Raw genomic sequence first — 22,349 nt, 5'->3', positions numbered from 1 at the left:
CGGGTCAGGGAGGGGGAGCGGAGGTGAGTGGCGCGTACGGCGCGGGGGCGCCGGGTGTGCGGAGGTGTGCGGGTACGCGGGTGCGCGGAGGTGTCCGCGGACGTGCGGTGGTGTGCGGTGGTGGGTGGAGGTGTGCCGTCTGCTCAGCGGCGGCGGCGGGCGCGGGCGACCATCACCAGGAAGGCGAGCGCCAGCACGATCGGGACGGCGTGTGAGACGCCGACCACGGTGAGCGGGCTGAGCACCGCGAGCAGCGAGCCGCTCAGCAGCATCCCGGTGCCCATGCCGACGTTCTCGGCGGAGGTGAGGATGCCGAAGGCCTCGCCGCGCCGCTCGTCGGCGAGGGCCTGGATCCGGGTGGTGTAGGAGATCTCGGTGAAGCCGTCGCCGAGGCCGGCGCCGATCGCGACCAGCAGGAAGAGCGGGGTCGGCAGGTCGGTGAAGACCAGGATGAAGCAGGCGGACATCAGACAGGTGCCCAGCGCGAAGCCGCGCTCGCCGGGCTCGATGCCCCGGCGCAGCATGAACCGGGAGACCAGCTGCTGGGCGCCGAGGTTGCCGATCGCCCAGGTGGCCCAGAAGGTGCCGAGCAGGGCGGCCGGGTTGTCGGGCGACGACTGGTTGGCGAAGACCGGCAGGCTGATGTTGTGGGCGGAGGAGCCGAAGGCGTCCAGCAGCCGGATCCCCGCCATGGCGCCCACCACGGGGGCGGCCCGCAGGACGACCAGGGCCTGCCACCGGGGGCGGCGCTTGCCGGTCGTCGGGGCGGGGTCCTCCGGCGGGGTCGCGGGCTCCTCCGCCTTCGCGGCCCGGGTGGGCAGCGGCAGCCGGACCACCAGCGCCCCGAACAGGACGAAGCTGGTCGCGTCGATGAGCAGCGCGGCCCGGAATCCGGCCCAGGCCACCACCACGCCCGCGGAGGCGAAGCCGAGCACCATCGCGGTGGAACGGCAGCTCGCCATCAGGCTGTTGGCGCGGGCGCGGCGCTCGGCGCCGACCATCTCGGGGATGCTGGTCCGCAGGGCGACGGCGGCCACGGCGGCGGCGCCGCCGAGGACCACGGCGAGCGGGTAGAGGACGGGGATGCGCAGCGAGGCCGGGACGAGGGCGACGACGACCAGCGCCAGCGCCTGGGCCAGGGCGCAGCCCGTCATCAGCCGCCGGCGGTCCAGCCGGGCCACCAGCCGTCCGGCGACCAGCCCGCCGGCGAGGCCGCCGGACAGTCGCAGGACGAGGTACCCGGCCGTGCCGAGCGCGTTCCCGGAGGCCTCGTAGGCGAACAGACTCAGCGCGACGAGGTCGAGCTGGCTGCCGTAGGTGTTCAGGGCATCGCCCGCGGCCAGCCGGTAGAAGGGCCGGGGCAGCTTGGTCGTGGCGAGTTGCGGTGCATCCAGTGCGGTGTCCGGCACGGTATTCCCCCCGGGGACGCCGTAGGGCGGCTCAGTGTGACATTGCACCGCAACCTAGAGGTGACCGGTCCGTAGATCAATACCGAGATCGTCTCCTGTCCGAAAGATCGTGAACTCGGCCGACTTACTGTCACCTTTTACGCCACGCTGGCCAGTTGTTGGCGTACGGACGGGAGTGCGCTCCGGGTGGGGGCGGGCGCGGGGTGGGATCAGCTGCGGCCGAACAGCCTGCCGAGCCAGCCCTTGCCCTTGCGGCCCTGCTCGGCGCAGTCGCACCGGGCGGACTTCGGCACCCCGGCCAGGACCTGCTCCACGTGCATTCCGCACCCGGCGAAGCCCGGCTTCCCGCAGGTGCGGCAGGCGACTCGTCGGCACATGTCGTGCTCCGTTCTCCGGGCTCCCAGGGGCGGAGCCATGCCGCCAATATACCCCACCCCGTATTCGTGATGTCGGATTCGTCCGGCCGCCGGGGTCGGAGCGGCGGCGGGGCGAAGCCGTGGCGCGGAGAGCGGAGGGGAGGGGGCCGTCAGGGGGTCTCGGGGCGGGCCGGCGGGATCGCGTAGGTCAGCGTGGCGCTGGCCACCAGGACGTCGTCGGCGTCCAGCAGTTCGGCCAGCACCACGCACAGCCGGCGCCCGAACTTGGCCGTCCTGGCGTGCACGCGCAGCGCTCCGGGCCGCGGCCGGTTGAGGAAGCTGATCTGCAGCGAACTGGTCAGCGCCATCAGGGTGGGCCCGAGCCGGGCGTTGATCAGGAGGAACGCGGCCAGGTCGCACAGGCCGGCCTGCTCCGGGCCCGAGACGGTGCCGCCCGGGCGGGTGCGCAGCCGGTCGCCGTCCACGGCCATGGTGAGGGTCCGGCCGTCCACCCCGGTCACCCGGCAGGCGGCGTAGTCGGGGAACTGGTCGGTGATCAGGTCATTGAGCTGATCGGGGCCCAGGAGGACGTCGACGGTGGCGACCGCCGTGTTCGAGTCGGTGGTCATGGGGCTCAGCGTAACCGTCTGCCCGGTGGTGCGCCCGGGGCGGTCCAGGCCCGCTTCCGGCCAGCTTCGTTTGCCGTGGTCAACCGCCAAGATCCGTTGCGGCCATGATAATTGCGCATGTCCTGGCGGTGTCGTGGCGGCCGGAACCGGCCGCTCCGGTGCCGCCCGGTGGCCGAATCCGCTCGGCACGATTCGTAAGGGACCTTGTTCGGCCCAAAATGCAGCACCTACTCTCCGAGGAAGTTCAGCGGAGCCGATGCGGAACTCCGCCGGCCGCTGGGGGGCGGCGTCATTTTCCTTGTGGTCGTCAGGGGCCTCGGTGGAAAACGGGCCCCCACCCGTTCATGCCCGACCATGTCCTGCTTCAGAGTCCTGCTTCAGAGACGGGGTGTTGCGCCATGGGTATTTCCATTCTGGACGACGAGGCGGTGGTGGTCCGTACTCCCGACGAGTTCCTGGCGATGCCGGAGGAGTACCGGGAGATCGCCATCCGCGGCATGGTGGTCAACACCGAGGGGGAGCTCTCCGGCGGCGACGACTACGTGCAGGTCTTCCTGCCGCTGGCCCCGGACGCGGAGGAGCGGCAGGTCTGCGCCGAGCGCGCCGCCGAGGAGTACGACCACTACAAGATCGGCAAGCGAGTCCTCGCGGAGGTCGGCGTGGACACCACCTACATGGAGAAGCAGACCCTGGCCGATCGGAACCTGTTCCGCGCCCAGGAGTTCCACACCTGCACCACCTGGGCCGAGCGCGGGATCTTCTCCTACATCGGCGAGGAGACCGCGATGGTGATGATCTCCGAGTTCGCGCAGAGCAGCTACCGGCCCTGGGCCGACGCGGTGCGCACGATCATCCTCGACGAGAAGGTGCACATCGCCCACGGCGCCCGGGTGTGCCGCAACCTCGCCGCCACCGACGACGGCCGCGAGCAGCTCCAGCAGGCCCTGGACCGGCTGTGGCCGACCTTCATCCGGATCTTCGGCAGCCCGCGCTCCGAGCGCGCCAAGCTGGCCGTCCGCTTCGGCCTGCGGCAGACCACCAACGGCGAGGCCTGCGACCTGTGGCGGGAGAAGGTCACCCCGCGCATCAAGAACCTGGGTCTGCGCCTCCCGGAGTAGCGGGAACAGCAGCACGCCGATCCCGCCACTCCCGAGGAGCCCATCGCCATGGCAACACCCGTCACCATCGAACAACGCCCGCTGAGCCGACGCGAGGCCAAGGCGCGCACCGCCGAACTCATCGCGGACCGGCCCGACCTGGCCGAACGCCTGCACCGGCTGCGCCGGCTGGGGCGCGAGGTCCGCTCCTGCGAGGTCCACCTCACCAACACCTGCAACATCCGCTGCAAGGGCTGCTGGTACTTCGAGGGCGGCTTCGACACGGCCGTCAAGGAGCTGTCCGACCTGGACCGCATCCGGGCCTTCGCCCGCAAGCTGGCGGACGACGGCGTCAACCAGGCCACCCTGATCGGCGGCGAGCCCACCCTCGTCCCGCGCCGGGTCGAGGCCTTCGTCGAACAGCTGCCGTACATCACCATCTCCACCAACGGCCTGCGCCCGATGCCCAAGCAGGGCTTCGAGAAGATCGCCATCGCGGTCAGCATCTTCGGCGGCGGCCCGCTCGACGACGACCTGCGCGCGATCCGGGTCAACGGCTCCAAGTTCACCGGCCTGTTCGACACCGCGCTCAAGCACTACCGCGAGGACCAGCGGGTGCTGTTCATCTACGCGCTCTCCGAGGCCGGGGTCGAGCACATCGAGCCCACCGTGCGGAAGATCGCCGAGAACGGCAACATCGTCACCTTCAACTTCTACAGCGAGCACGGCACCGAGACCCCGCTGAAGATCGCCAACGAGCAGCGGGTGCTGGACGAGGCGCAGCGGGTCAAGGACCTGTACCCGCAGGCGGTGGTGAGCCACCCGTACTTCATCCGGACCCTGGTCACCGGCCGGACGCACTGGGGCGGCCGGTTCGGCTACGACGTCTGCCCGAGCCTCAGCGTCGACGCCCCCGAGCACGAGGACCGCGTCGCCAACGGCAACCCGGTCATCCCCGGCTTCAACGTCTGGGGCGCCGACTACGAGTCGCTCCAGTTCTGCTGCACCTCCGGCGACTGCGGCGGCTGCCGGGACAGCCAGGCCGTCTACAGCTGGCTGGTGGTCAGCGCCAACCGCTTCCTGGACGACGCCGCCCGGCTGGAGCAGTGGCTGGACATCGCCGAGAGCTACTGGCAGCAGTGGCACTGGGCGCCGTACCACGCCAGCAAGGCCGGCCCGGCGCTCTGAGCCCGCCCCCCTGCCCGCCGCCCGTACGGCACCGCCCGTACGTCCCCCGCACCGCCACCGCCGCCCCGCGCGGACGAGGAGAGCCATGCCCGACACACTGGACCGCACCGCCATCGAGAACTTCGTCGTCGACGCCCTCGTCGACCTCGGCGTCGAACGCGAGGGCATCGTCGACGACGCCGCCCTGGACGAGCTGGAGATCGACTCGCTCGACATGGTCGAGCTCAGCCAGTCCATCCGCAAGCAGCTGGGCATCCCGGTGAAGCCCAAGGACTTCGACCAGCTGTACACCGTCGGCGAGGTGCTCGACCTGTGCCGCCGGAAGGCCGGGCTGGAGTGAGGCCCCGGGCCGTCGTCACGGGCCTGGGCGCGGTGACCCCGCTGGGCGTGGGCGCCGACGAGCTGCACCGGCGGGCGGTGGCCGGCGAGAGCGGGCTCGCCGACGGGCTCGGACTGTGCCGGGACTTCCGGCCCGCCGACCACCTGTCGCGCCAGCAGATCCGCCGCACCGACCGCTTCACCCAGCTCGCGCTCGTGGCCGCCGCCGAGGCCCTGGCCCAGGCGGGATGGACGGACGGCCCGCCGCCCTACCCCGCCGAGCGGGTCGCCTGCGTGGTGGGCTGCGCGCTCGGCGGGACGGCGAGCTTCGAGACCCAGGCCGAGGTGCTCCGGCAGCAGGGCGGGGAGTTCGTCTCCCCGCTCATGGTGCCCGCCATGATGGCCAACGCCGCGGCCTCGCAGATCGCCCAGCGCCACGGCCTGCGGGGCGAGGCGCTCTGCCTGGCCTCGGCGTGCAGCAGCGCCACCCAGGCGATCGGCACCGCCCTGCTGCTGCTCGCCGCCGGAGCCGCCGACGCCGTGGTGGTCGGCGGCGCCGAGGCCTCCACCTCCGAACTGGTGCGGGCCGCCTTCCGCACCGCCGGGGCGCTCTCCGAGAGCGGCCGCTCGGTGCCCTTCGACCGCGACCGGGACGGCCTGCTGATCGGGGAGGGCGCCGGAATCCTGGTCCTGGAGACCGAGGCCGGCGCCGCCGCCCGCGGCGCCACCGTGCTCGGCGAGGTGCTCGGCTACGGCTCCACCTGCGACGCCCACCACCTCACCGCCCCGGACCCGACCGGCGAGACCGCGGCCCGCGCCGTCACCCTGGCGCTCGACGCGGCCGGCGTCAGCCCCGGGCAGCTCGGCTACCTCAACGCCCACGGCACCGGGACCGTCCTCAACGACAGCTCCGAGTGCGAGGCGCTGCGCCTGGCGCTCGGACCGGCCCTGGACGCCGTCCCGCTCTCCTCCACCAAGTCCTGCACCGGCCACCTCTTCGGCGCGGCCGGCGCCGTGGAGGCCATCGCCACCCTGCAGGCGCTGCGCCACGCCACCGCCCCGCCCACCGTCGGGCTGCGCGAGCCCGACGAGAAGCTCGGCCCGCTGAACCTGATCCGCCACGCCACCCCGCTCGCCGCCCCCGCCCTGCCCGGCGGCCGGCGGGCCGGGCTCTCCACCTCCTTCGGGTTCGGCGGACACAACGCGGCCCTGGTGCTGGCGGCGGCCGACGCACCCGGTACCACCGGTACGACGAAAGGCCAGGAGTGATGCTCGGCTTCCACGGACGCCGCTATCTGATCACCGGGGTGCTCAACGAGGACTCCATCGCCTGGCACACCGCCAGGGCGCTCCAGGAAGCGGGCGCCGAGGTCCTGCTCACCGGCTTCGGCCGGGCCCGGCGGATCACCGAACTGGCCGCGGACGTCCTGCCCCGCCCCGTCGAGGTGCTGGAACTGGACGTCACCCGGCCCGAGGACTTCGCCCGGCTGGCCAAGGAGCTGGAGCAGCGCTGGGGCGGGGTCGACGGCGTGCTGCACGCCGTCGCCGCCGCCCAGCAGACGGCGCTGAGCGGCAACTTCCTCACCACCCCGCCGGAGGCCGCCGGCCTCGCGCTGCGCACCGCGGCCGTCTCCCTGCACTCGCTGGCCACCGCGCTCGCCCCGCTGCTCAGCGCGGACGGGCGGCGCGGCAGCGTCGTCGGACTGGACTTCGACGCCAGCGGCGCCTGGGCCGGCTACGACTGGATGGGCGTCAGCAAGGCGGCGCTCGGCGCGGTCTGCCGGTACCTGGCGATGTACCTCGGTCCGTCCGGCATCCGGGTCAACCTGGTGGCGGCCGGCCCGGTGGAGACCGTCGCCGGGCAGGCGATCAGCACCTTCGACCGGATCGCCGACCGCTGGCAGGCCGAGGCCCCGCTCGGCTGGGACCGCACCGACCCCGCCGTGGTGGTCGGACCGGTGCTGTTCCTGCTCTCCGACCTCGCCGCCACCGTCAGCGGGGAGATCCTGCACGCCGACGGCGGGATGCACGCCGTCCGGATGGGCACCGGACCGGCCTTCGCGGAAGGAGGCGCGGCATGACGCCCGCCATCGTCGGGGTGGGCGCCGCCCTGCCCGAACGCGTCGTCCCCAACGCCTACTTCGAGCGGATCGGCGCCTCCCCGGAGTGGATCGTCAAACGGACCGGCATCGAGGAGCGCCGCTTCCTCCCGCCGGACGGCCGGCTCGCCGACCTCGTGGTGGCCGCCGCCGAACAGGCGCTGCGCAGCTCCGGGCGCACCGCGGCGAGCATCCGGCACGTCGTGGTCGCCACCATCACCCCCGACCGGGTCACCCCCGGGGTGTCGGTGGAGGTCGCCGCCCGGCTCGGCATGCCGCAGGCCACCGCCTTCGACCTGCACGCGGCCTGCGCCGGGTTCGTCTACGGCCTGGACCACGCCGCCGCGCTGATCGAGACCGGCCGGGCCGGGGCGGTGCTGGTCTGCGGCGCCGACGCGCTGACCCGGATCACCGACCACGAGGACCGCGGCACCGCGGTGCTGCTCGCCGACGGCGCCGGCGCCGCCGTGGTCGCCGACGTGCCCGGCGCCCCCGAGCCGTGCTTCTCGCTCGGCAGCGACGGCGAGCAGATCCCGCTGCTCTACGCCGACCGGGACGACCGCAAGCTGCGGATGGACGGCCGGGAGGTGTTCGACCACGCGGTCGAGAAGATGTCGGAGGCCACCCGGGAGGTGCTCACCCGGCGCGGCCTGACCTGCGAGGACCTCGACCTGTTCGTCGCCCACCAGGCCAACGCCCGGATCGTGCGCGCGGTCGGCAAGGAGGTCGGACTGCCCCCGGAGCGGCTCTACCTGAACGTCCACCGGGTCGCCAACACCTCGGCGGCCTCGATCCCGCTGGGCCTGACCCACGCCCGCGAGGAGGGCCTGCTCGACGGCCCGAAGCTGCTCGGCCTGGCCGCGTTCGGCGCGGGCATCACCTGGGGCGCCGGGGTGATCGGCTGGCGGCCCGGCGCCGGCGGGGAGGCGGCGGAGTGAAGACCCCCCGGTTCCCCGTGATCGCCGAGATCGCCGCGCCGGACGGGGCCCGGATCACCGTCCGGGCGCTGGCCCGGCCGGAGCCGGCCGCCCCGGTGGTGGTCGTCCTGCCGGCGATGGGGACGGCCGCCCGGCACTACACCCCGCTGGTCCGCGCCCTGCACGCGGCCGGCCTCAGCGTGGCCACCTGCGACCTGCGCGGCCACGGCGAGAGCCGGCCGGTGCCCCGGCACGGGGTCGCCTTCGGCTTCCGCGAGCTGGTGGAACAGGACTTCGGGGCGGTGCTCGACGCGGTGGCCGGGGCCTTCCCGGGCGCGCCGCGCCTGCTGCTCGGGCACAGCCTGGGCGGGCAGCTGGGCCTGGTGCACTGCGGGGTGTTCCGGCCCCGGCTGGCCGGCGCGGTGCTGGTGGCCAGCGGATCGGCCTGGTACCGGACCTTCGGCGTACGGGCGGGCCTGCGGCGGCTGGCGCTGAGCCAGTTCTCGATCGTCGCCTCGGCCGTGGTCGGCCACTGGCCGGGCGAGCGCTTCGGCTTCGGCGGCCGGGAGTCGCCCCGGCTGATGCGGGACTGGGCGCGGCAGATGCGCACCGGCCGCTACCGGGTGCGCGGCGCGGTCACCGACTACGAACGGGCGCTGGCCCGGGTCGACCTGCCGGTGCTGGCGGTGGACGTGCAGGGCGACGAGCTCGCCCCGCCGCGGGCCGTCGACCACCTGTGCGCCAAGCTGCCCTCGGCCCGGGTGGAGCGCTGGAGCTACACCGCCGAGCAGGCGGACGGCCGGGCGCTGGACCACTTCCGCTGGATCCGGCACAACCGCGGCCTGGTGGAGCGGATCGCCCCGTGGATGCTCGCCGCCGCCGAGGCCGCGGGCGGTGCCGCGCCCGCCGAAGCCGGGGCGGACACGGCTCCGCACGGCGGCGTCCGCCCGACCGTATAGGGACCAGACCGAGGAGTGCCCGCATGTCCGTCGTCCCCGCCCCGTCCGACCGCAGCGCCGACCTGCCGCCCGGCGCCCCCGGCCTTCCGCACGGCATCCCCGAGCTGCTCACCGCGACCGCCGCGCGCTGCCCGGCCCACCCCGTCCTGCGGCTCGACGAGGAGGTGCTGAGCTTCGCCGACCTGGAGGCGCGCAGCGCCCGGGCCGCGCACTGGCTGGCCGCGCTCGGCGTCGCGCCCGGCGACCGGGTGGCCGTCCTGCTGCCCAACGTGCCGGAGTTCGCGGTGCTGTACTACGGCATCCTGCGCGCCGGGGCGGTGGTCGTCCCGATGAACCCGCTGCTGAAGGCCCGGGAGATCGAGCACTGCCTCGGCGACGCCCGGCCCGCCGTGCTGCTCGCCTGGCACACGGGCGACGAGGAGGCGGCCGAGGGCGCGCGGCGCACCGGCACCCGGCTGGTCGCCGTCGAGCCGGCCGCCCTCGCGGCGGCGCTCGCGGAGCAGCCGGCCGACCCGCCGACCGCCGCCGGGGGCCGCGGGGGAGAGGACACCGCGGTCATCCTCTACACCTCCGGCACCACCGGGGCGCCCAAGGGCGCCGAGCTGACCCACCGCAACATCGTGTGCAACGTGCGGGCCGGTATCCAGGTGCTGGGCCTGGTCGAGCGGGACGTGATCTTCGGCGGGCTGCCGCTGTTCCACTCCTTCGGCCAGGTGATCGGGCTCAACTGCGCGGTGGCCGTCGGGGCCTGCCTGACCCTGGTGCGGCGCTTCGACCCGCTGGCCGCCCTCGCGGTGATCCAGCGCGACCGGGTGAGCGTCTTCCTCGGCGTGCCGACCATGTACACCCTGATGCTGACCCACCCGCGACGCGCCGGGCACGACGTCTCCTCGCTGCGGGTGTGCCTGGGCGGCGGCGCGCCGATGCCGCCGGAGGTGCTGCGCGGCTTCGAGACCGACTTCGACTGCGTGGTGCTGGAGGGCTACGGGCTGTCCGAGTCCTCGCCGCTGGCCTGCGCCAACCGCAGCGACCGGGAGCGGATCGCGGGCACCATCGGCATCCCGGTCGAGGGGGTGCGGATGCGGATCGTCGACGAGTCCGGCCGGGAGGTGCCGGACGGCACGGTCGGCGAGGTGGTGATCCGGGGCCACAACGTGATGAAGGGCTACTGGGGCCGCCCGGACACCACCGCGCGGACCGTCCGGGACGGCTGGCTGCACACCGGGGACCTCGGCACCCGCGACGAGCGGGGCGACTTCCGGATCGTCGACCGCCGCAAGGACGTCATCATCCGCGGCGGCTTCAACGTCTACCCGAGGGAGGTGGAGGACGTGCTGTACGAGCACCCGGCGGTGGCCGAGGCCACGGTGATCGGCGTCCCCCACCCCACCCACGGCCAGGAGGTGGCCGCCGCCGTGGTGCTGCGCGAGGGCGCCGCGGCGACCCCGGAGGAGATCCGCGGCTTCGTCCGGGAGCGGGTGGCCCCGTACAAGTACCCGCGGCTGGTGTGGACGGTCGACGCGCTGCCCAAGGGGCCGACCGGGAAGATCCTCAAGCGCGAGGTCGTGGTGCCCGCTGCCGAGCCGGGCCGGCCCGGGAGCTGAGCGGGCCCGGCTCGGCTGACCGGTCCCGCCTTGGCTGGTCGGTCCCGCCGGACCGAGCGGCCCCGGCGGGGTGGGCGGCCCGGTCGGGGCCGCCCACCGGGAGGTCAGACCACCCGGCGCATCCAGCCGTGGACGTCCTCGGCGCGCCCGTACTGGATGTCCAGCATGTGCTCGCGGATCGCGAGGGTCTGCTTGCCGGGCGTGCCGGTGCCGATGGTGAACGCGTAGCCCTCGCCCTTGGACTCGCCCTTGAAGCCGACGATCGGGGTGACCACCGCGGCCGTCCCGGCGGCGAACACCTCGGTGACCGTGCCGTCGGCGGCACCGGAGCGCAGCTCGGAGAGGGTGATCGGGCGCTCCACCGGCGTCAGCCCGAACTCGCCCGCCAGGGACAGGATCGAGTCCCTGGTCACCCCGTCGAGGATGTTGCCGAGGGCGGGGGTGACCAGCTCGCCGGCCGAGGTGACCAGGCACAGGTTCATCGTGCCGGACTCCTCCAGGTCCCCCTCGCCGCCGGTGTCGTCCAGGAACAGCACCTGGTCGCAGCCGTTCTTCCGGGACTCGATCTGCGCGGCCAGGCTGGAGGCGTAGTTGCCGCCGCACTTGGCGGCGCCGGTGCCGCCCCGCCCGGCGCGGGTGTAGTTGCTGCTCACCCAGAGCGTGATGCCGGTGACCCCGCCCGCGAAGTACGGGCCGGCCGGGCTGGCGATGACCGAGTAGGCGATCTGCTCGGCGGGCCGGACCCCGAGGAAGGCCTCCGAGGCGAACATGAACGGCCGCAGGTAGAGGCTCTTCTCGTCCGGGGAGCTCGGCACCCACGCCTCGTCCGCGCGGACCAGCCCCTCGACGCTGGTGAGGAAGTCCTCCTCCGGCAGCACCGGCAGGGCGAGCCGCTCGGCGGAGCGCGCGAAGCGGCGGGCGTTGAACTCCGGGCGGAACAGCCAGACGCTGCCGTCGGCGTGCCGGTAGGCCTTCAGCCCCTCGAAGATCTCCTGGGCGTAGTGCAGCACGGCGGCGCTCGGGTGCAGCGAGTACGGCGCCAGCGCGGTGACCTTGTGGTCGTGCCAGCCCTCGGCGGGCGTCCAGGTGGCCGAGGCCATGTGGTCGGTGAAGAACTTGCCGAAGCCCGGCGCGGCGAGGATTGTGCGTCGCTCCTCCTCGGAAACGGGACCGGTCGTCCGGGACAGAGGGAAAGCGCGACTCATCGTCAACTCCTCAACACCGCTGTGGATTCTGTGCGAACCGACGCCAACGACCGGCGTCATACCCGTCATGCTAACGGTCGTCAGCCGGACGTGATACGGCGCGGTCCGGTCGGGTCCGGAACCGTCGCCCTCTCCGGAGCCCGCGGCTCCGGAATTCCCGTCCTACCGGTGGCCGCCGTGGAGGTCGCCGACCAGGCCGTCCAGGGTGCCGCGCAGGGCCCCGGAGTTCGCCTGGTCGAACCAGGTGGTGCGCACCCGCTCGTTGCTCCCGCCCGGGGTCTCGTGCTCGGCCGCGAGCCGCTCCAGCGACCGCGTCCCGTCGGCCAGGGAGCGGCCGACGTCCTGGTAGAGGCCGCGGACGAAGCGGTCGGCGTCCGCCGCGGGGATGCCCTGGTCGGTGGCCCAGGAGACGAGCGTGGCGAGGAACGCGTAGTGGGTGGTCTGGGTCGAGGTGACCGCGGACAGGACGTTGAGGGCCGCCTCGTCCGCGACCGGCAGCGCCCCGCCCAACAGCTCGAACAGGGCGTCCGCGTCCGGGTGGGAGGGCTGGACGACGGTGAGGCAGCGGCGCTCCCGGACGGTGGGCAGCGGGATCGCGTGGGTCAGCGCGGCGTCGGTGGCCAGCACCCGGCGCAGCTCCTCGGAGGCGACGCCCGGGATCACGTTGACCACGACCCGGTCGTCGGGGACGACCAGCCCGGTCAGGGCCGCCCGCCAGTCCTGGCGGCGCAGGGCGACGATCACCAGGTCGGAGCCGTCCACCACCTCCTGGTTGTCGGCGCACACCCGCACGCCCTCGTAGCGTTCGGCCAGCTCGGCGGCGGTGCGGGCGCCCCGCGGGGAGAGCAGGACCTCCGGCCCGGGCTCCTCCCCGTGGCGCAGGCCCATCACGATGGCCCGGCCGATCTCGCCCACTCCGATGATGCCGATGCGCTGCACGGTGACTGCCTCCGTCGTTGGTGATGGTCGGACGGAGCACCTTGTCATGCCCGTCGCGATCTTCTCCGCATCAGTCTGACCGCCGCGGCACCCGGTGGCCAGGGGCCCCGGTCAGCCGTGCGGGACGAGGGCGACCGGGCACCGGACATGGTGGATCGCGGCGTGCGCGACCGGGCCGAGGTGGGCGCCGAGGAGGGTGCGGCGGACGCGGCGGCCGACGACGAGCAGCCGGGCCCCGGCCGCCGCGTCCACCAGGGCGACGGAGGCGCTGCCCTGGATCAGGTCGGCGGTCACCGACACCTCGGGGTGGCGCTCCCGCCAGGGGGTCACCTGCTCGGCGAACCGGGCCCGGTCGACGGAGGCGAGTTCGCCCAGCCCGCCGACGGCCTCGAGTGCCGTGTACTGGCTGGAGACCGGCGGCGACCAGACGTGCACCACCCGCAGCGGCGCCCGCCGCCGGGCGGCCGCGTCGAAGGCGAAGGCCAGCACGTCGTCCATCGGATGGGCGAGGTCCAGGCCCACCAGCACCGGGCCCTCCGACTCCTCCGCCTCGGCCCGGACCAGCACCACCGGGCAGCCCGCCCGGCGCAGCACCTCCTGGCTCACCGAGCCGACCAGGAAGCCGCGCACCGCGCCCAGCCCGCGCGAGCCCAGGACGAGCAGGGCGGCCGACTTGCCGACGGCCTCCAGCGCCTCGGCCGGGTCGGTCGGGACGATCGCCGAGGTGACCGGCCCGTCGCCGGCCAGCGGGCGCAGCTCCCGCGCCCGCAGCTCCAGCCGGTCCAGGGCGTCGCGGTACGTCTCCTCGCTGCCGACCACGTCCCGGTGCGGCCAGGGCCAGGCCTCCAGGAGGTCCAGCGGGCAGCCGCGGCGCCGCGCCTCCCGGGCGGCCCACTCGGTGGCGGCGAGGCTCTCGGGCGAGCCGTCGAATCCGGCGACGACGGGTGCGGTCATGGTCTGCTCCTCATCCGCGCAGCGTGTCCAGGGCGGCGTTCAGCCGCCGCGCCGCCTCGTCCGCGACCTCGCCCAGCCCGCCCCCGGACCCGGCCAGGGCGACCATCGTCTGCGGGTCGACGGCCTCCACCACCGTGGCGTCGCCGTCCGTCCGGACCACCACGTTGCAGGGCAGCAGCAGCCCGATCCGGCGGTCGGCCTGGAGCGCGCGGTGGGCGAGGGCGGGGTTGCAGGCGCCGAGGATCAGGTAGTCCTCGACCTCCGCGCCGATCTTCTCGCGCAGCGTCGCCCGGACGTCGATGGTGGTCAGGACGCCGAAGCCCTGCTCCTTGAGCGCGGCGGTGACCGCCTCCACCGCCTGCGCGAACGGCCGGTCGAGCCGTACGCCGAGACCGTAGTCCATGGTTCCTCCGGGGGTGTCGGGTGGCCTGGGAGGTCGCGGCCCCAGTATCGGCGGACGCCGCGCCCGCCGCCTCCCGGGGCCGAGCCGCGGCGGTGCCGGCGGTGACGCACGGCGAGGACCGCCGGGCGGTGGCGGCGCGGGTCGGCAGGACCGCCGGGCCCGCGCACGGTCCGTCAGGCGGACGCCGCCGAGGCCCTCCGGCTGTCACGGGGGCCGGCGGGGGGCCGCTGCCTCATGCACCCGGGACAACGGGTGGAGCAGACTTCAGGGATATGCGGGAGCCCGACGACGAAGGGGCGGACTCATGGCTGCGGAGAGCGTGCGAAGAGCCTGGTGGCGGCCTCGGTCCGGTCCTGCGGAGCGACAACTGGCCGCGGCCGGGCTGTGCGCGCTCGTCTGCGTGGTGGCCGGCGGGCTGTGGGTCGGGTACGTGCTGAGCCACCTCGGCGCGCCCGGGGTCTCGGTGCCCACCCACGACCTGGCGGTGCTCGGGTACGGCCTCGCCGCCGTCGCCGGTGGAGTACTGCTGCACGCCCACCGGCCGGGGAACCGGCTCGGCTGGGTGCTGCTCGTGTACGGGGCGGCGACGATCCTCCCGGTCGCGGCCGAGGCCCCGATCTGGGTCGAGGGGGGCGACCCGCGCATGGTCGGGGCGGTGGTGGTGCTGTCCTCGCTGTGCGACACCGTCAGCGGAGCCCTGTGGCACGCGCTGCCGCTGTGGCTGCCGTTCGGGACGCTGCCGAGCAGGCGGTGGTGGTTCGCGATCGGCGCCGTGGCCCTGTGGCGGCTGCCCCCGGCGAGCTACTACGTCTCCGAGCCGACCGTGTTCGGCCGGCCCAACCCGTTCGCGGGCAGCGGCCTCGCGCACCTGCTGCAGATCTTCAACGACCGGATGCTCGACACCCAGCTCGTCGTGTACGTCGCGCTGACCGTCCTGGTGGTGCTCGTCCCGCTCGCGCGGATCCGCGGGGCGTCCCGGCGGCGCCGGCAGAACGTCCTGATCGGCCTCGGGGTGTACCTGCTGTGGGGCGGGGCCGAGCTCGGCTACTACTTCGACCAGGGCACGGCCGCGTACACCGCGTTCGCGGTCACCTCGGCGCTGTGGACGCTCACCCTGGCCGCCGTGGTGGTCCGGGACGGGTCCTGGCGGCTCGACCGGGCCGCCCGGCGGGTGCTGACCGGCCTGCTGGTGGCCGCCGGGCTGGCCGTGGCCTTCGTGGTGGTGGCCTGCCTGCTCTCCACCATGCTGATGCCCGGGACCGGCCTCGGGGCGCTGGTGGTGGTCGCCGCGGTCTTCCTGCTCGCGACCGGCCTGCCCCGGGGCGTGCGCTGGGCCTCCGGCGTCGTCGACCGCTGGTACTACGGTTCGCGCGCCCAGCCGTACCAGGTGCTGCGCAGCCTCGCCGGGAGGGTCAGCCAGACCGTCGACCCGCAGGAGGTGCCGGCCGTGCTGTGCCGCACCGTCAGTGAGGAACTGCTTCTCCCCGGCGTGGAGTTGACCGTATCCACGCGGAGCGGCGAACGGTCGCTGGCGGCCGTCGGGGAGCTCTCCGGCGGCGGCGAGGGCTTCCCGCTGGTGCACCGCGGGGAGCGGATCGGACGGCTCGCCGTCGCCCCGCGCCCGGGGCAGCGGGCGCTCGACGACAGCGACCGCGACATCCTGCGCTCGCTCGCCGACCAGGCCGCGCCCGCCGTCGCCTCGCTCCAGCTGATGGCGGACCTGCGGGCCAGCCGCGAGCGGATCGTCGCCGCCCGCGAGGAGGAGCGGCGCCAGCTGCGCCGGGACATCCACGACGGCCTCGGCCCGCTGCTGGCCGGGCTGCGGCTGCGCCTCCAGGCCGCCGCCGCGGTGGACGACCCGGCGCTCTTCTCCGGCGTGCTGGACCGGGTCGCGGACGACCTCGCCACGGCGGTCCGGGAGGTCCGGCGGATCACCGACCGGCTCGGGCCCACGGCGCTGGGCGACTACGGCCTGTCCACTGCGCTCGGCCGGCTCGCCGAGACCTTCAGCGGCCCGGACCTCGCCGTCGCCACCCGGCTGGAGCCCGACCCGCTGCCGGGGCTGCCCGCCGCCGTCGAGGTCGCGGTCTACCGGATCACCGCGGAGGCGCTCAACAACGTGGTGCGCCACGCCCGGGCGAGCAGCGCCACGGTGTCCGTGCGGGTGGACGCCGGGCACCTGGAACTCGAGGTCGAGGACGACGGGCGGGGCCCGGACCACGGGCTCGCGGTGCACCCGGGGGTGGGGCTGCAGTCGATGTCGGAGCGGGCCGCGGAGATCGGCGGCAGCTGCACCGTGGACGCCCTGCGGCGCGGCACCCGGGTGCACGCGGTGCTCCCGCGCAGGCCCGCGAGCGGCTGAGGGGCTGGTCCTTCCCGGCCCGGGGCCAACGAAGAGGCCCCCGGCGCGACGGGTGACGGCCGGGGGCGGGATCGGTGCTTCCGAGGATGGGGAGGACGAGGGGGTCAATGGCAGTTGGGGGGAGTGCAGCCGTGGGGGTGGCTGCCGGGGGACGAGCTGCTGCTGGGGCCGGGACGGTGGCTCCGTCCCGCCTCCGAGGCGCTCTCGCCGCCCCGGACCGGGCACTTGCACGCCCGGAGGGCGGCGGCGATGCTCACCGCGGCGAAGACCGCGGCGACGCCGGCGGCCATCAGCGCGGTGTTGGCCGTTCTGTCGGTCATGGGGTCCTCCACGGGGTTCCGCAGGCGGTCCGCTTCAACCCGCACCCCCATGCCACCGCCCGTCCCGCCCCAGCCGCATGAGGCCACGGTCCTGTCCCGGTCCCGACGTGCGGGAACTCCATCGGATCGAACGCATGATCGAAATTCTGTTATGCGGCGTCGGCGGGAACGGGTTCGTTCACTAACATCGACAGTGGCCCCCGCGATGTCCGTGATATACGAAATGCTTCACCGTGCGCGCGGCCGACCAGGGATTTCCCGGAGATCCGCGGGCGAATGCGGGGAGCGACGGGGATCGAGGAAAGGCGATTGAAGAAGGTGCGAAACCATGACCGCTGAGACGGATACCGGACACGGACCGGTGACGGGCGCCCCGCTGCGGCGGCGCGGCGAGGCGCTGGAGAGCGCCATCTACGAGGCGGTCCTCCAACAGCTCACCACCGACGGCTACGCCCGGCTCACCATGGAGGGGGTGGCCGCCGCCGCCCAGACCGGCAAGGCCGCGCTCTACCGCCGCTGGTCCTCCAAGGAGGAGGTGGTCATGGACGCGCTGCGGGCCAGCCTGCCGCCCTCCGGCCCGGCCCCCGACACCGGCAGCCTGCGCGGGGACCTGCTGGAGGTGGTGACCCGGCTGCGGGCGGCGATGGTCAGCGAGCTGGGCGCCGCGGTGCGGGCCATCATGAGCGAGCTCGACCACCAGCGGGCGCACGCCTTCGTGGAGATCGTGCTGGAGCGGGTGGTCGAGCCGACGACGGCGCTGCTCGCCGAGGTGCTGGACCGCGGCACCACGCGCGGCGAGGTCCGCCCCGGGGCGGTCACCCCGCTGGTCACCGACCTGGTGCCGGCGCTGATGCTGTACCGGATCAAGATGTGTGGCGGGGAGGCGACGCAGCTCGATCCGGCGGAGATCGTGGACGAGCTGCTGCTGCCGATCGTCCGCCCCTGACGGGGGCGCTCCCGGGTACGCCGGGAAATCCGCGGGCCGCCGCCGGAATCCCACGGGTGTGTTCCTGTGTTCCGGGGGGAATTCCCGTGCGATTCGGCGACGGCGGTGGCGGTCCGTGCCGGGCCCGGGCTCAGGCGCCCGGGCCCGCCGCGGCTCAGGCCCCGCTGTGGCGGAGCATGGACTCGCGCTCGACGACCTTGACCCGCTCGCGCTGCTCGGCCTCGCCGAGCGCGCGCTCGTGGGCGTCCAGCAGCTTCCAGCCGTCCCAGGTGGTGAAGCGGACGCCCTGCGCGCGCAGGTGCTCCTCGACGGCCGCCGGCTCCGGCTCGACGGCGCCGGGCAGGCGGTCGGCCGCGTGGTCGTCCAGCAGGCAGGCGACGGTCTCGTTGGCGTCGCCCTTGGTGTGGCCGATCAGGCCGACCGGGCCGCGCTTGATCCAGCCGGTGACGTACGTGGCGGTGCGGTGCGAGCCGTCGCCGTCCAGGACCCGTCCGGCCTGGTGCGGGACGGTGCCCGAGGCCGGGTCGAAGGGCAGCTTGGGCAGCTCGTCGGAGTAGTAGCCGACCGCGCGGTAGACCGACTGGACGTCCCAGTCGGTGAAGGCGCCGGTGCCGCGCACGTTGCCGGTGCCGTCCAGCTCGGTGCGCTCGGTGCGCAGGCCGACCACCTTGCCGTCCTCGCCGAGCACCTCGACCGGGGACTCGAAGAAGTGCAGGTACACCCGGTGCGGGCGGTCGCCGACGTCGCGGATCGCCCAGTTCTCCAGCGTCGAGGCGACCAGGTCGACGTGCTTGACCGCGCGGCGCTCGGCGATCGAGCCGTCGTCGTACTCGATGTCCTCGGGGGCGACGATCACCTCGATGGTGGGGGAGTGGTCCAGCTCGCGCAGTTCCATCGGGCTGAACTTGGCCTGGGCGGGGCCGCGGCGGCCGAAGACGTGCACCTCGACGGCCCGGTTGCGCCGCAGGCCCTCGTAGACGTTCGGCGGGATCTCGGTGGGCAGCAGCTCGTCGGCGGTCTTGGCGAGGACCCGGGCGACGTCCAGGGCGACGTTGCCGACGCCGAGCACGGCGACCTTCTCGGCCTCCAGCGGCCAGGTCCGGGGCACGTCCGGGTGGCCGTCGTACCAGGAGACGAAGTCGGCCGCGCCGTAGGAGCCGTCGAGGTGGATGCCGGGTATGTCCAGGGCGCGGTCGGCCATCGCGCCGGTGGAGAAGACCACCGCGTCGTAGAAGCGGTGCAGGTCGTCCAGGGCGAGGTCGTTCGGGTAGTCGACGTTGCCGAACAGCCGGACCTGGGGCTTGTCGAGCACCTGGTGCAGGGCGGTGACGATGCCCTTGATGCGCGGGTGGTCGGGGGCGACCCCGTAGCGGATCAGACCGAACGGGGCGGGCATCCGCTCGAACAGGTCGATGGAGACACCGGGGTCCTGGGCGGCGTCGGACTTCAGCAGGGCATCCGCGGCGTAGATGCCGGCGGGGCCGGCTCCGACGATCGCGACTCGGATCGGGCGGGGCATGACGAGTGGTCCTCCGGTCGGGCGCGATGCAAACGTGGTCTGAACCTTTGTAGCAAACCCTACGGATGACCTGGGAAGTAGGTGGTGATGATCTATGAGGTCATAGGGCTGGCCTATGGCCTCGGCGCGGGTCCGACCGGGGCTCCGACGGCGTCCCGGCGGTGTCCCGGCGGCTTCGGCGGGGCCTACCGGTGGCTGGTGCGGGCCGGTAGCGTCGCCGGGTGACCACCACCACCGCCTCCGCGGCGGGCTCCGGCCGCGCCCGGCCGCCGTTGGTGACGTGGGCGCTGCTGGTGCGCCTCGTCTCCCTCTTCGGCTGCACCACCGGGTTCAACCTGCTGCTCTCCGCCGTCCCGCTGTACGCCCAGGAGTCCGGCGGCGGCGAGCACGCGGCGGGTCTGGCCACCGGCGCGCTGATGTTCGCCACCGTGGTCGGCGAGCTGGCCACCCCGTCGCTGACCGCCCGGTTCGGCCACCGCTGGGCGCTGGCGGCCGGGCTGGTGCTGCTGGGCGCGCCCACCCTGGCGCTCGCCTGGACCGGCGGCATGGCGGCCGTGGTCGCGGTCTGCCTGCTGCGCGGGCTCGGCTTCGCCGTCGCGCTGGTCGCGGGCGGGGCGCTGACCGCCGCGCTGATCCCGGCCGAACGGCGCGGCGAGGGGCTCGCCCTGGTCGGGCTGGTCTCCGGGCTGACCGCCCTGGCCGGTCAGCCACTCGGTGTCTGGCTGGCCCAACACGTCGGCTGGGGCTGGGTGTTCGCGATCGGCGCGGCGGCGCCGCTGGCCGCCGTCGTCTCCGTCCCGGCGCTGCCGGACCGCACCCGGGCCGACGGGCCGACGGTGGGCCTGCGGGAGGGGCTGCGCAGCGGCGCGCTGCTGCGCCCGGCCGTGGTGTTCGGCGCGACGGCGCTGGCGGCCGGGATCCTGGTCACCTTCCTGCCGCTGGCCGTGCCGTCCGCCGCCGCCGTCGCGGCGGCGCTGCTGGTCCAGCCCGCGGCCGCGACGGCGACCCGCTGGCTGGCCGGGCGGTACGGGGACCGCCGGGGCGCGTCCGGGCTGGTGCTGCCCGCCCTGCTGGTCTGCGCCGGCGGGGTGCTGCTGCTGGCCTCGACGGGCAGCCCGGTCGCCGTGGTGGCCGGGGCCACGGTGTTCGGCGCGGGCTTCGGCGTCGCGCAGAACGCGACGCTGACGCTGATGTACGCCCGGGTGCCGCCCGCCGGGTACGGCACCGTGACGGCGCTGTGGAACGTCGCCTTCGACGGGGGCATGGGCGTCGGCGCTGTCGCCTTCGGCGCGGTCGCGGGCGCGACGGGCTACCCGTGGGCGTTCGTGCTCACCGCGGCGGTGATGCTCGCCGCGCTCGCCCCGGCCTGGCGCGACCGGAGGACCAAGGGGTAGCCGGTCCCGGACCTCACTCCCGCGGGGCCGGACGGGCCGGTGCGCTCAGACCGCTTCCCAGGGGATCACGGCCCAGGCGCCGGCGAGGGCTTCGGCCAGGGCGCCCCCGTCGGCGGGGAAGGACGTGCCGTCGATGGCGGCCAGCGGCTGGCAGGGGCAGATCGAGTTGGTCGCCGCGGCGGCACCCAGGCCCGGCAGGTCGTCGGCGGTCACGGGCCGGACCTCCCAGGGCAGCCCGACCCGCGTCAGACCGCGCCGCAGCAGCTGCATCGTGATGCCGGGCAGTACGTCCGCCTCCGGCCAGACGACCTGCCGGCCGTCCCAGAAGGCGACGTTCCAGATCGAGCCCTCGCTCAGGCGCCCGTCCCGCCCGACGAACAGGACGTCGTCGAAGCCCGCGGCCCGGGCCTGGAGGGGCTGGTAGCTCAGGCCCATTGTCGCGAGGTGCTTGACGTGCGGCAGTTCGCGTTCGTACGTCACCGTGCGGACGCGCGGCGCGGGTTGGGGCGCGTCGGGGACGGGGTCGGAGACGGCCACCATGACGTCGGGCGACAGCGGGTCGTCGAGCCGCGCGGCGACGGTGACCCGGACCGACGCGTCACGGTCCGCGCCGAGCGCCCGTCCGATCAGCCCCTGGACCGTTCCGCCGTCGCACGCGATCCCCTCGCCGAACAGCGCGCGCGACGCCGTCTCCAGCCGCTCCAGGTGCAGGTCCAGGCCGCGGACCGCCCCGTCGCGCACCTGCATCGAGGTGAAGTGCCCGAAGTTCCGCGTCGCCACCCGGTACACGCTCTCCGCGTCCGCCCGGCGGCCGTTGATCTCTATGGTCAGCACCCGCGCCATGCTTCCACAGCGGGGCCCGTCCGGCCCCGGGTTTCCGCTCCGGGGCAGCGGTGGCACGGGGGCGCGGACCGACACGCACGGGGCCGGGCCGTTGCTCGACTTGCCGGCGGCCGGGCGCTTGGATGGATCCGCCCTGGTCAACGCCCGGACGCGGCCAGACGGCCCCCGGCCAGCCGAGGAGTCACCACCGTGAACGACACCCCCGACCCCGCCGCCGTCGCCCGTCGGATCGCCGAACGGCGCGAGCAGCTGGGCCTCAGCGAGGAGGCCCTGGCCAACCGGGCCGCGATGGCCCCCCGCTACCTGCGGTGCCTGCTGGAGGCGGGGCCCGGCTTCGACCCGGCGGGCTTCGTCCGGATCGCCGCCGCCCTCGACACCACCCCGGGCGAGCTGCGGTCCGGCCGTGCCGACGCCGCGCCCGGCCAGGGCGGCCCCGGCCCGCGCCCCCGGCTGCTCGACCTCACCGAGCCGGAGTGCTGGCAGCTGGTCGGCGGCCACGGCATCGGCCGGATCGCCCTGCCGGTCGAGCCGGGGCCGGTGGTGCTGCCGGTCAACTACGTGGTGGACCAGGGCTCCTTCGCCTACCGCACCGGCGAACACGACGCCGCCGCCCCGGTGGAGGGGGCCGCGGTCTCCTTCCAGGTCGACCACATCGACGAGTACCTCGGGCGCGGCTGGAGCGTGCTCGCCCTCGGCCCGGCGCACTACGTGGACGACCCCGCCGAGCTCGACCGGCTGGCCGGGCTGCCCGGCGCGGCCCCCTGGGCGGGCGGGGTGCGGCCGCGCTGGGTGCGGATCCGCCCGGAGGAGGTCAGCGGCCGGCGGCTGGTCACGGGGTGAGGCGGGGCGGGACCGGGCGCCGGTACGGGTCGTGGGCGAGTGTCCGTA

General features: G+C 74.6%; 22 protein-coding genes. 12 read left to right on the top strand and 10 right to left on the bottom strand.

Annotated elements, in window-relative coordinates; genetic code table 11:
* Window positions 1-143 precede the first annotated feature (143 nt).
* The 3 genes from AMK13_RS18155 to AMK13_RS18150 all read right to left on the bottom strand — a co-directional run bounded on the left by AMK13_RS18155 (window position 144) and on the right by AMK13_RS18150 (window position 2,394).
* Window positions 144-1,409 (bottom strand): MFS transporter, encoded by a 1,266-nt coding sequence (locus tag AMK13_RS18155; protein ID WP_074003127.1) that lies wholly within the window; start codon window positions 1,407-1,409, stop codon window positions 144-146.
* A 209-nt stretch (window positions 1,410-1,618) separates the two neighbouring features.
* Window positions 1,619-1,786 (bottom strand): hypothetical protein, encoded by a 168-nt coding sequence (locus tag AMK13_RS44105; protein ID WP_181970379.1) that lies wholly within the window; start codon window positions 1,784-1,786, stop codon window positions 1,619-1,621.
* Window positions 1,787-1,935: 149 nt separating this feature from the next.
* Window positions 1,936-2,394 (bottom strand): PaaI family thioesterase, encoded by a 459-nt coding sequence (locus AMK13_RS18150; protein WP_074003126.1) that lies wholly within the window; start codon window positions 2,392-2,394, stop codon window positions 1,936-1,938.
* A 398-nt stretch (window positions 2,395-2,792) separates the two neighbouring features.
* Between AMK13_RS18150 and AMK13_RS18145 the strand changes: the two genes are divergently transcribed.
* The 8 genes from AMK13_RS18145 to AMK13_RS18110 all read left to right on the top strand — a co-directional run bounded on the left by AMK13_RS18145 (window position 2,793) and on the right by AMK13_RS18110 (window position 10,576).
* On the top strand, window positions 2,793-3,512 hold the full coding sequence (locus AMK13_RS18145; RefSeq protein ID WP_198959381.1) for a Phenylacetic acid catabolic protein: 720 nt from the start codon (window positions 2,793-2,795) through the stop codon (window positions 3,510-3,512).
* A 48-nt stretch (window positions 3,513-3,560) separates the two neighbouring features.
* On the top strand, window positions 3,561-4,679 hold the full coding sequence (locus AMK13_RS18140) for a radical SAM protein (protein ID WP_074003125.1): 1,119 nt from the start codon (window positions 3,561-3,563) through the stop codon (window positions 4,677-4,679).
* 85 nt (window positions 4,680-4,764) lie between these two features.
* On the top strand, window positions 4,765-5,019 hold the full coding sequence (locus tag AMK13_RS18135) for an acyl carrier protein (protein ID WP_049652425.1): 255 nt from the start codon (window positions 4,765-4,767) through the stop codon (window positions 5,017-5,019).
* Window positions 5,016-6,266, top strand: a complete 1,251-nt coding sequence (locus AMK13_RS18130) for a beta-ketoacyl-[acyl-carrier-protein] synthase family protein (RefSeq protein ID WP_074003124.1) — start codon at window positions 5,016-5,018, stop codon at window positions 6,264-6,266. Before AMK13_RS18135 ends, AMK13_RS18130 begins: the two co-directional genes overlap by 4 nt.
* A complete protein-coding gene (gene fabI / locus AMK13_RS18125) occupies window positions 6,266-7,078 on the top strand; it encodes an enoyl-ACP reductase FabI (RefSeq protein ID WP_198959380.1) in 813 nt (270 codons plus the stop codon). Before AMK13_RS18130 ends, fabI begins: the two co-directional genes overlap by 1 nt.
* A complete protein-coding gene (locus AMK13_RS18120; RefSeq protein WP_074003122.1) occupies window positions 7,075-8,034 on the top strand; it encodes a 3-oxoacyl-ACP synthase III family protein in 960 nt (319 codons plus the stop codon). The genes fabI and AMK13_RS18120 overlap by 4 nt, the downstream gene beginning before the upstream one ends.
* Window positions 8,031-8,972: an alpha/beta hydrolase family protein gene (locus tag AMK13_RS18115; RefSeq protein ID WP_074003121.1), complete on the top strand. Its 942-nt coding sequence runs from the start codon at window positions 8,031-8,033 to the stop codon at window positions 8,970-8,972. Before AMK13_RS18120 ends, AMK13_RS18115 begins: the two co-directional genes overlap by 4 nt.
* Before the next feature lie 23 nt (window positions 8,973-8,995).
* Window positions 8,996-10,576: a long-chain-fatty-acid--CoA ligase gene (locus tag AMK13_RS18110; RefSeq protein ID WP_079272255.1), complete on the top strand. Its 1,581-nt coding sequence runs from the start codon at window positions 8,996-8,998 to the stop codon at window positions 10,574-10,576.
* A 104-nt stretch (window positions 10,577-10,680) separates the two neighbouring features.
* Here AMK13_RS18110 and AMK13_RS18105 read toward each other — a convergent pair whose 3' ends face one another.
* The 4 genes from AMK13_RS18105 to AMK13_RS18090 all read right to left on the bottom strand — a co-directional run bounded on the left by AMK13_RS18105 (window position 10,681) and on the right by AMK13_RS18090 (window position 14,077).
* Complete coding sequence (locus tag AMK13_RS18105; RefSeq protein WP_074003120.1) at window positions 10,681-11,781, bottom strand: branched-chain amino acid aminotransferase; 1,101 nt, start codon at window positions 11,779-11,781, stop codon at window positions 10,681-10,683.
* A 162-nt stretch (window positions 11,782-11,943) separates the two neighbouring features.
* Complete coding sequence (locus AMK13_RS18100) at window positions 11,944-12,720, bottom strand: NAD(P)-binding domain-containing protein (RefSeq protein ID WP_074003119.1); 777 nt, start codon at window positions 12,718-12,720, stop codon at window positions 11,944-11,946.
* Between the two features lie 111 nt (window positions 12,721-12,831).
* A complete protein-coding gene (locus AMK13_RS18095; RefSeq protein WP_074003118.1) occupies window positions 12,832-13,674 on the bottom strand; it encodes a universal stress protein in 843 nt (280 codons plus the stop codon).
* A gap of 10 nt (window positions 13,675-13,684) precedes the next feature.
* Window positions 13,685-14,077 carry a DUF302 domain-containing protein gene (locus AMK13_RS18090; protein ID WP_049657537.1) on the bottom strand — a complete coding sequence of 131 codons (393 nt, stop codon included), beginning with the start codon at window positions 14,075-14,077 and terminating at the stop codon, window positions 13,685-13,687.
* 304 nt (window positions 14,078-14,381) lie between these two features.
* Here AMK13_RS18090 and AMK13_RS18085 point away from each other — a divergent pair, with 304 nt between their 5' ends.
* Window positions 14,382-16,439, top strand: coding sequence for a sensor histidine kinase (locus tag AMK13_RS18085; RefSeq protein WP_143204565.1), 2,058 nt, complete (start codon window positions 14,382-14,384; stop codon window positions 16,437-16,439).
* A gap of 104 nt (window positions 16,440-16,543) precedes the next feature.
* On the opposite strand, the gene AMK13_RS18080 is transcribed toward AMK13_RS18085, so the two are convergent.
* A complete protein-coding gene (locus AMK13_RS18080; RefSeq protein WP_074003116.1) occupies window positions 16,544-16,759 on the bottom strand; it encodes a hypothetical protein in 216 nt (71 codons plus the stop codon).
* Between the two features lie 328 nt (window positions 16,760-17,087).
* Between AMK13_RS18080 and AMK13_RS18075 the strand changes: the two genes are divergently transcribed.
* Window positions 17,088-17,705 carry a TetR-like C-terminal domain-containing protein gene (locus AMK13_RS18075; RefSeq protein WP_074003115.1) on the top strand — a complete coding sequence of 206 codons (618 nt, stop codon included), beginning with the start codon at window positions 17,088-17,090 and terminating at the stop codon, window positions 17,703-17,705.
* 154 nt (window positions 17,706-17,859) lie between these two features.
* Here the strand turns inward: AMK13_RS18075 and AMK13_RS18070 are convergent, their stop codons facing one another.
* Window positions 17,860-19,224 carry an FAD-dependent oxidoreductase gene (locus AMK13_RS18070; RefSeq protein WP_049657544.1) on the bottom strand — a complete coding sequence of 455 codons (1,365 nt, stop codon included), beginning with the start codon at window positions 19,222-19,224 and terminating at the stop codon, window positions 17,860-17,862.
* Window positions 19,225-19,445: 221 nt separating this feature from the next.
* On the opposite strand from AMK13_RS18070, the gene AMK13_RS18065 reads away from it, so the two are divergent.
* Window positions 19,446-20,618 (top strand): MFS transporter, encoded by a 1,173-nt coding sequence (locus tag AMK13_RS18065; protein WP_074003114.1) that lies wholly within the window; start codon window positions 19,446-19,448, stop codon window positions 20,616-20,618.
* Window positions 20,619-20,663: 45 nt separating this feature from the next.
* Here the strand turns inward: AMK13_RS18065 and AMK13_RS18060 are convergent, their stop codons facing one another.
* Window positions 20,664-21,452 (bottom strand): aminotransferase class IV, encoded by a 789-nt coding sequence (locus tag AMK13_RS18060; RefSeq protein ID WP_158077720.1) that lies wholly within the window; start codon window positions 21,450-21,452, stop codon window positions 20,664-20,666.
* Between the two features lie 198 nt (window positions 21,453-21,650).
* Here AMK13_RS18060 and AMK13_RS18055 point away from each other — a divergent pair, with 198 nt between their 5' ends.
* Window positions 21,651-22,301 (top strand): helix-turn-helix domain-containing protein, encoded by a 651-nt coding sequence (locus tag AMK13_RS18055; RefSeq protein WP_074003112.1) that lies wholly within the window; start codon window positions 21,651-21,653, stop codon window positions 22,299-22,301.
* The last annotated feature ends 48 nt before the right edge of the window (window positions 22,302-22,349 follow it).

The organism is Streptomyces sp. CB02056 (assembly GCF_001905545.1).
Classification (GTDB): Bacteria; Actinomycetota; Actinomycetes; order Streptomycetales; family Streptomycetaceae; genus Kitasatospora.
Note: the sequence above shows the minus strand (reverse complement) of the source record. Positions and strands in the feature narration are given on the sequence as shown.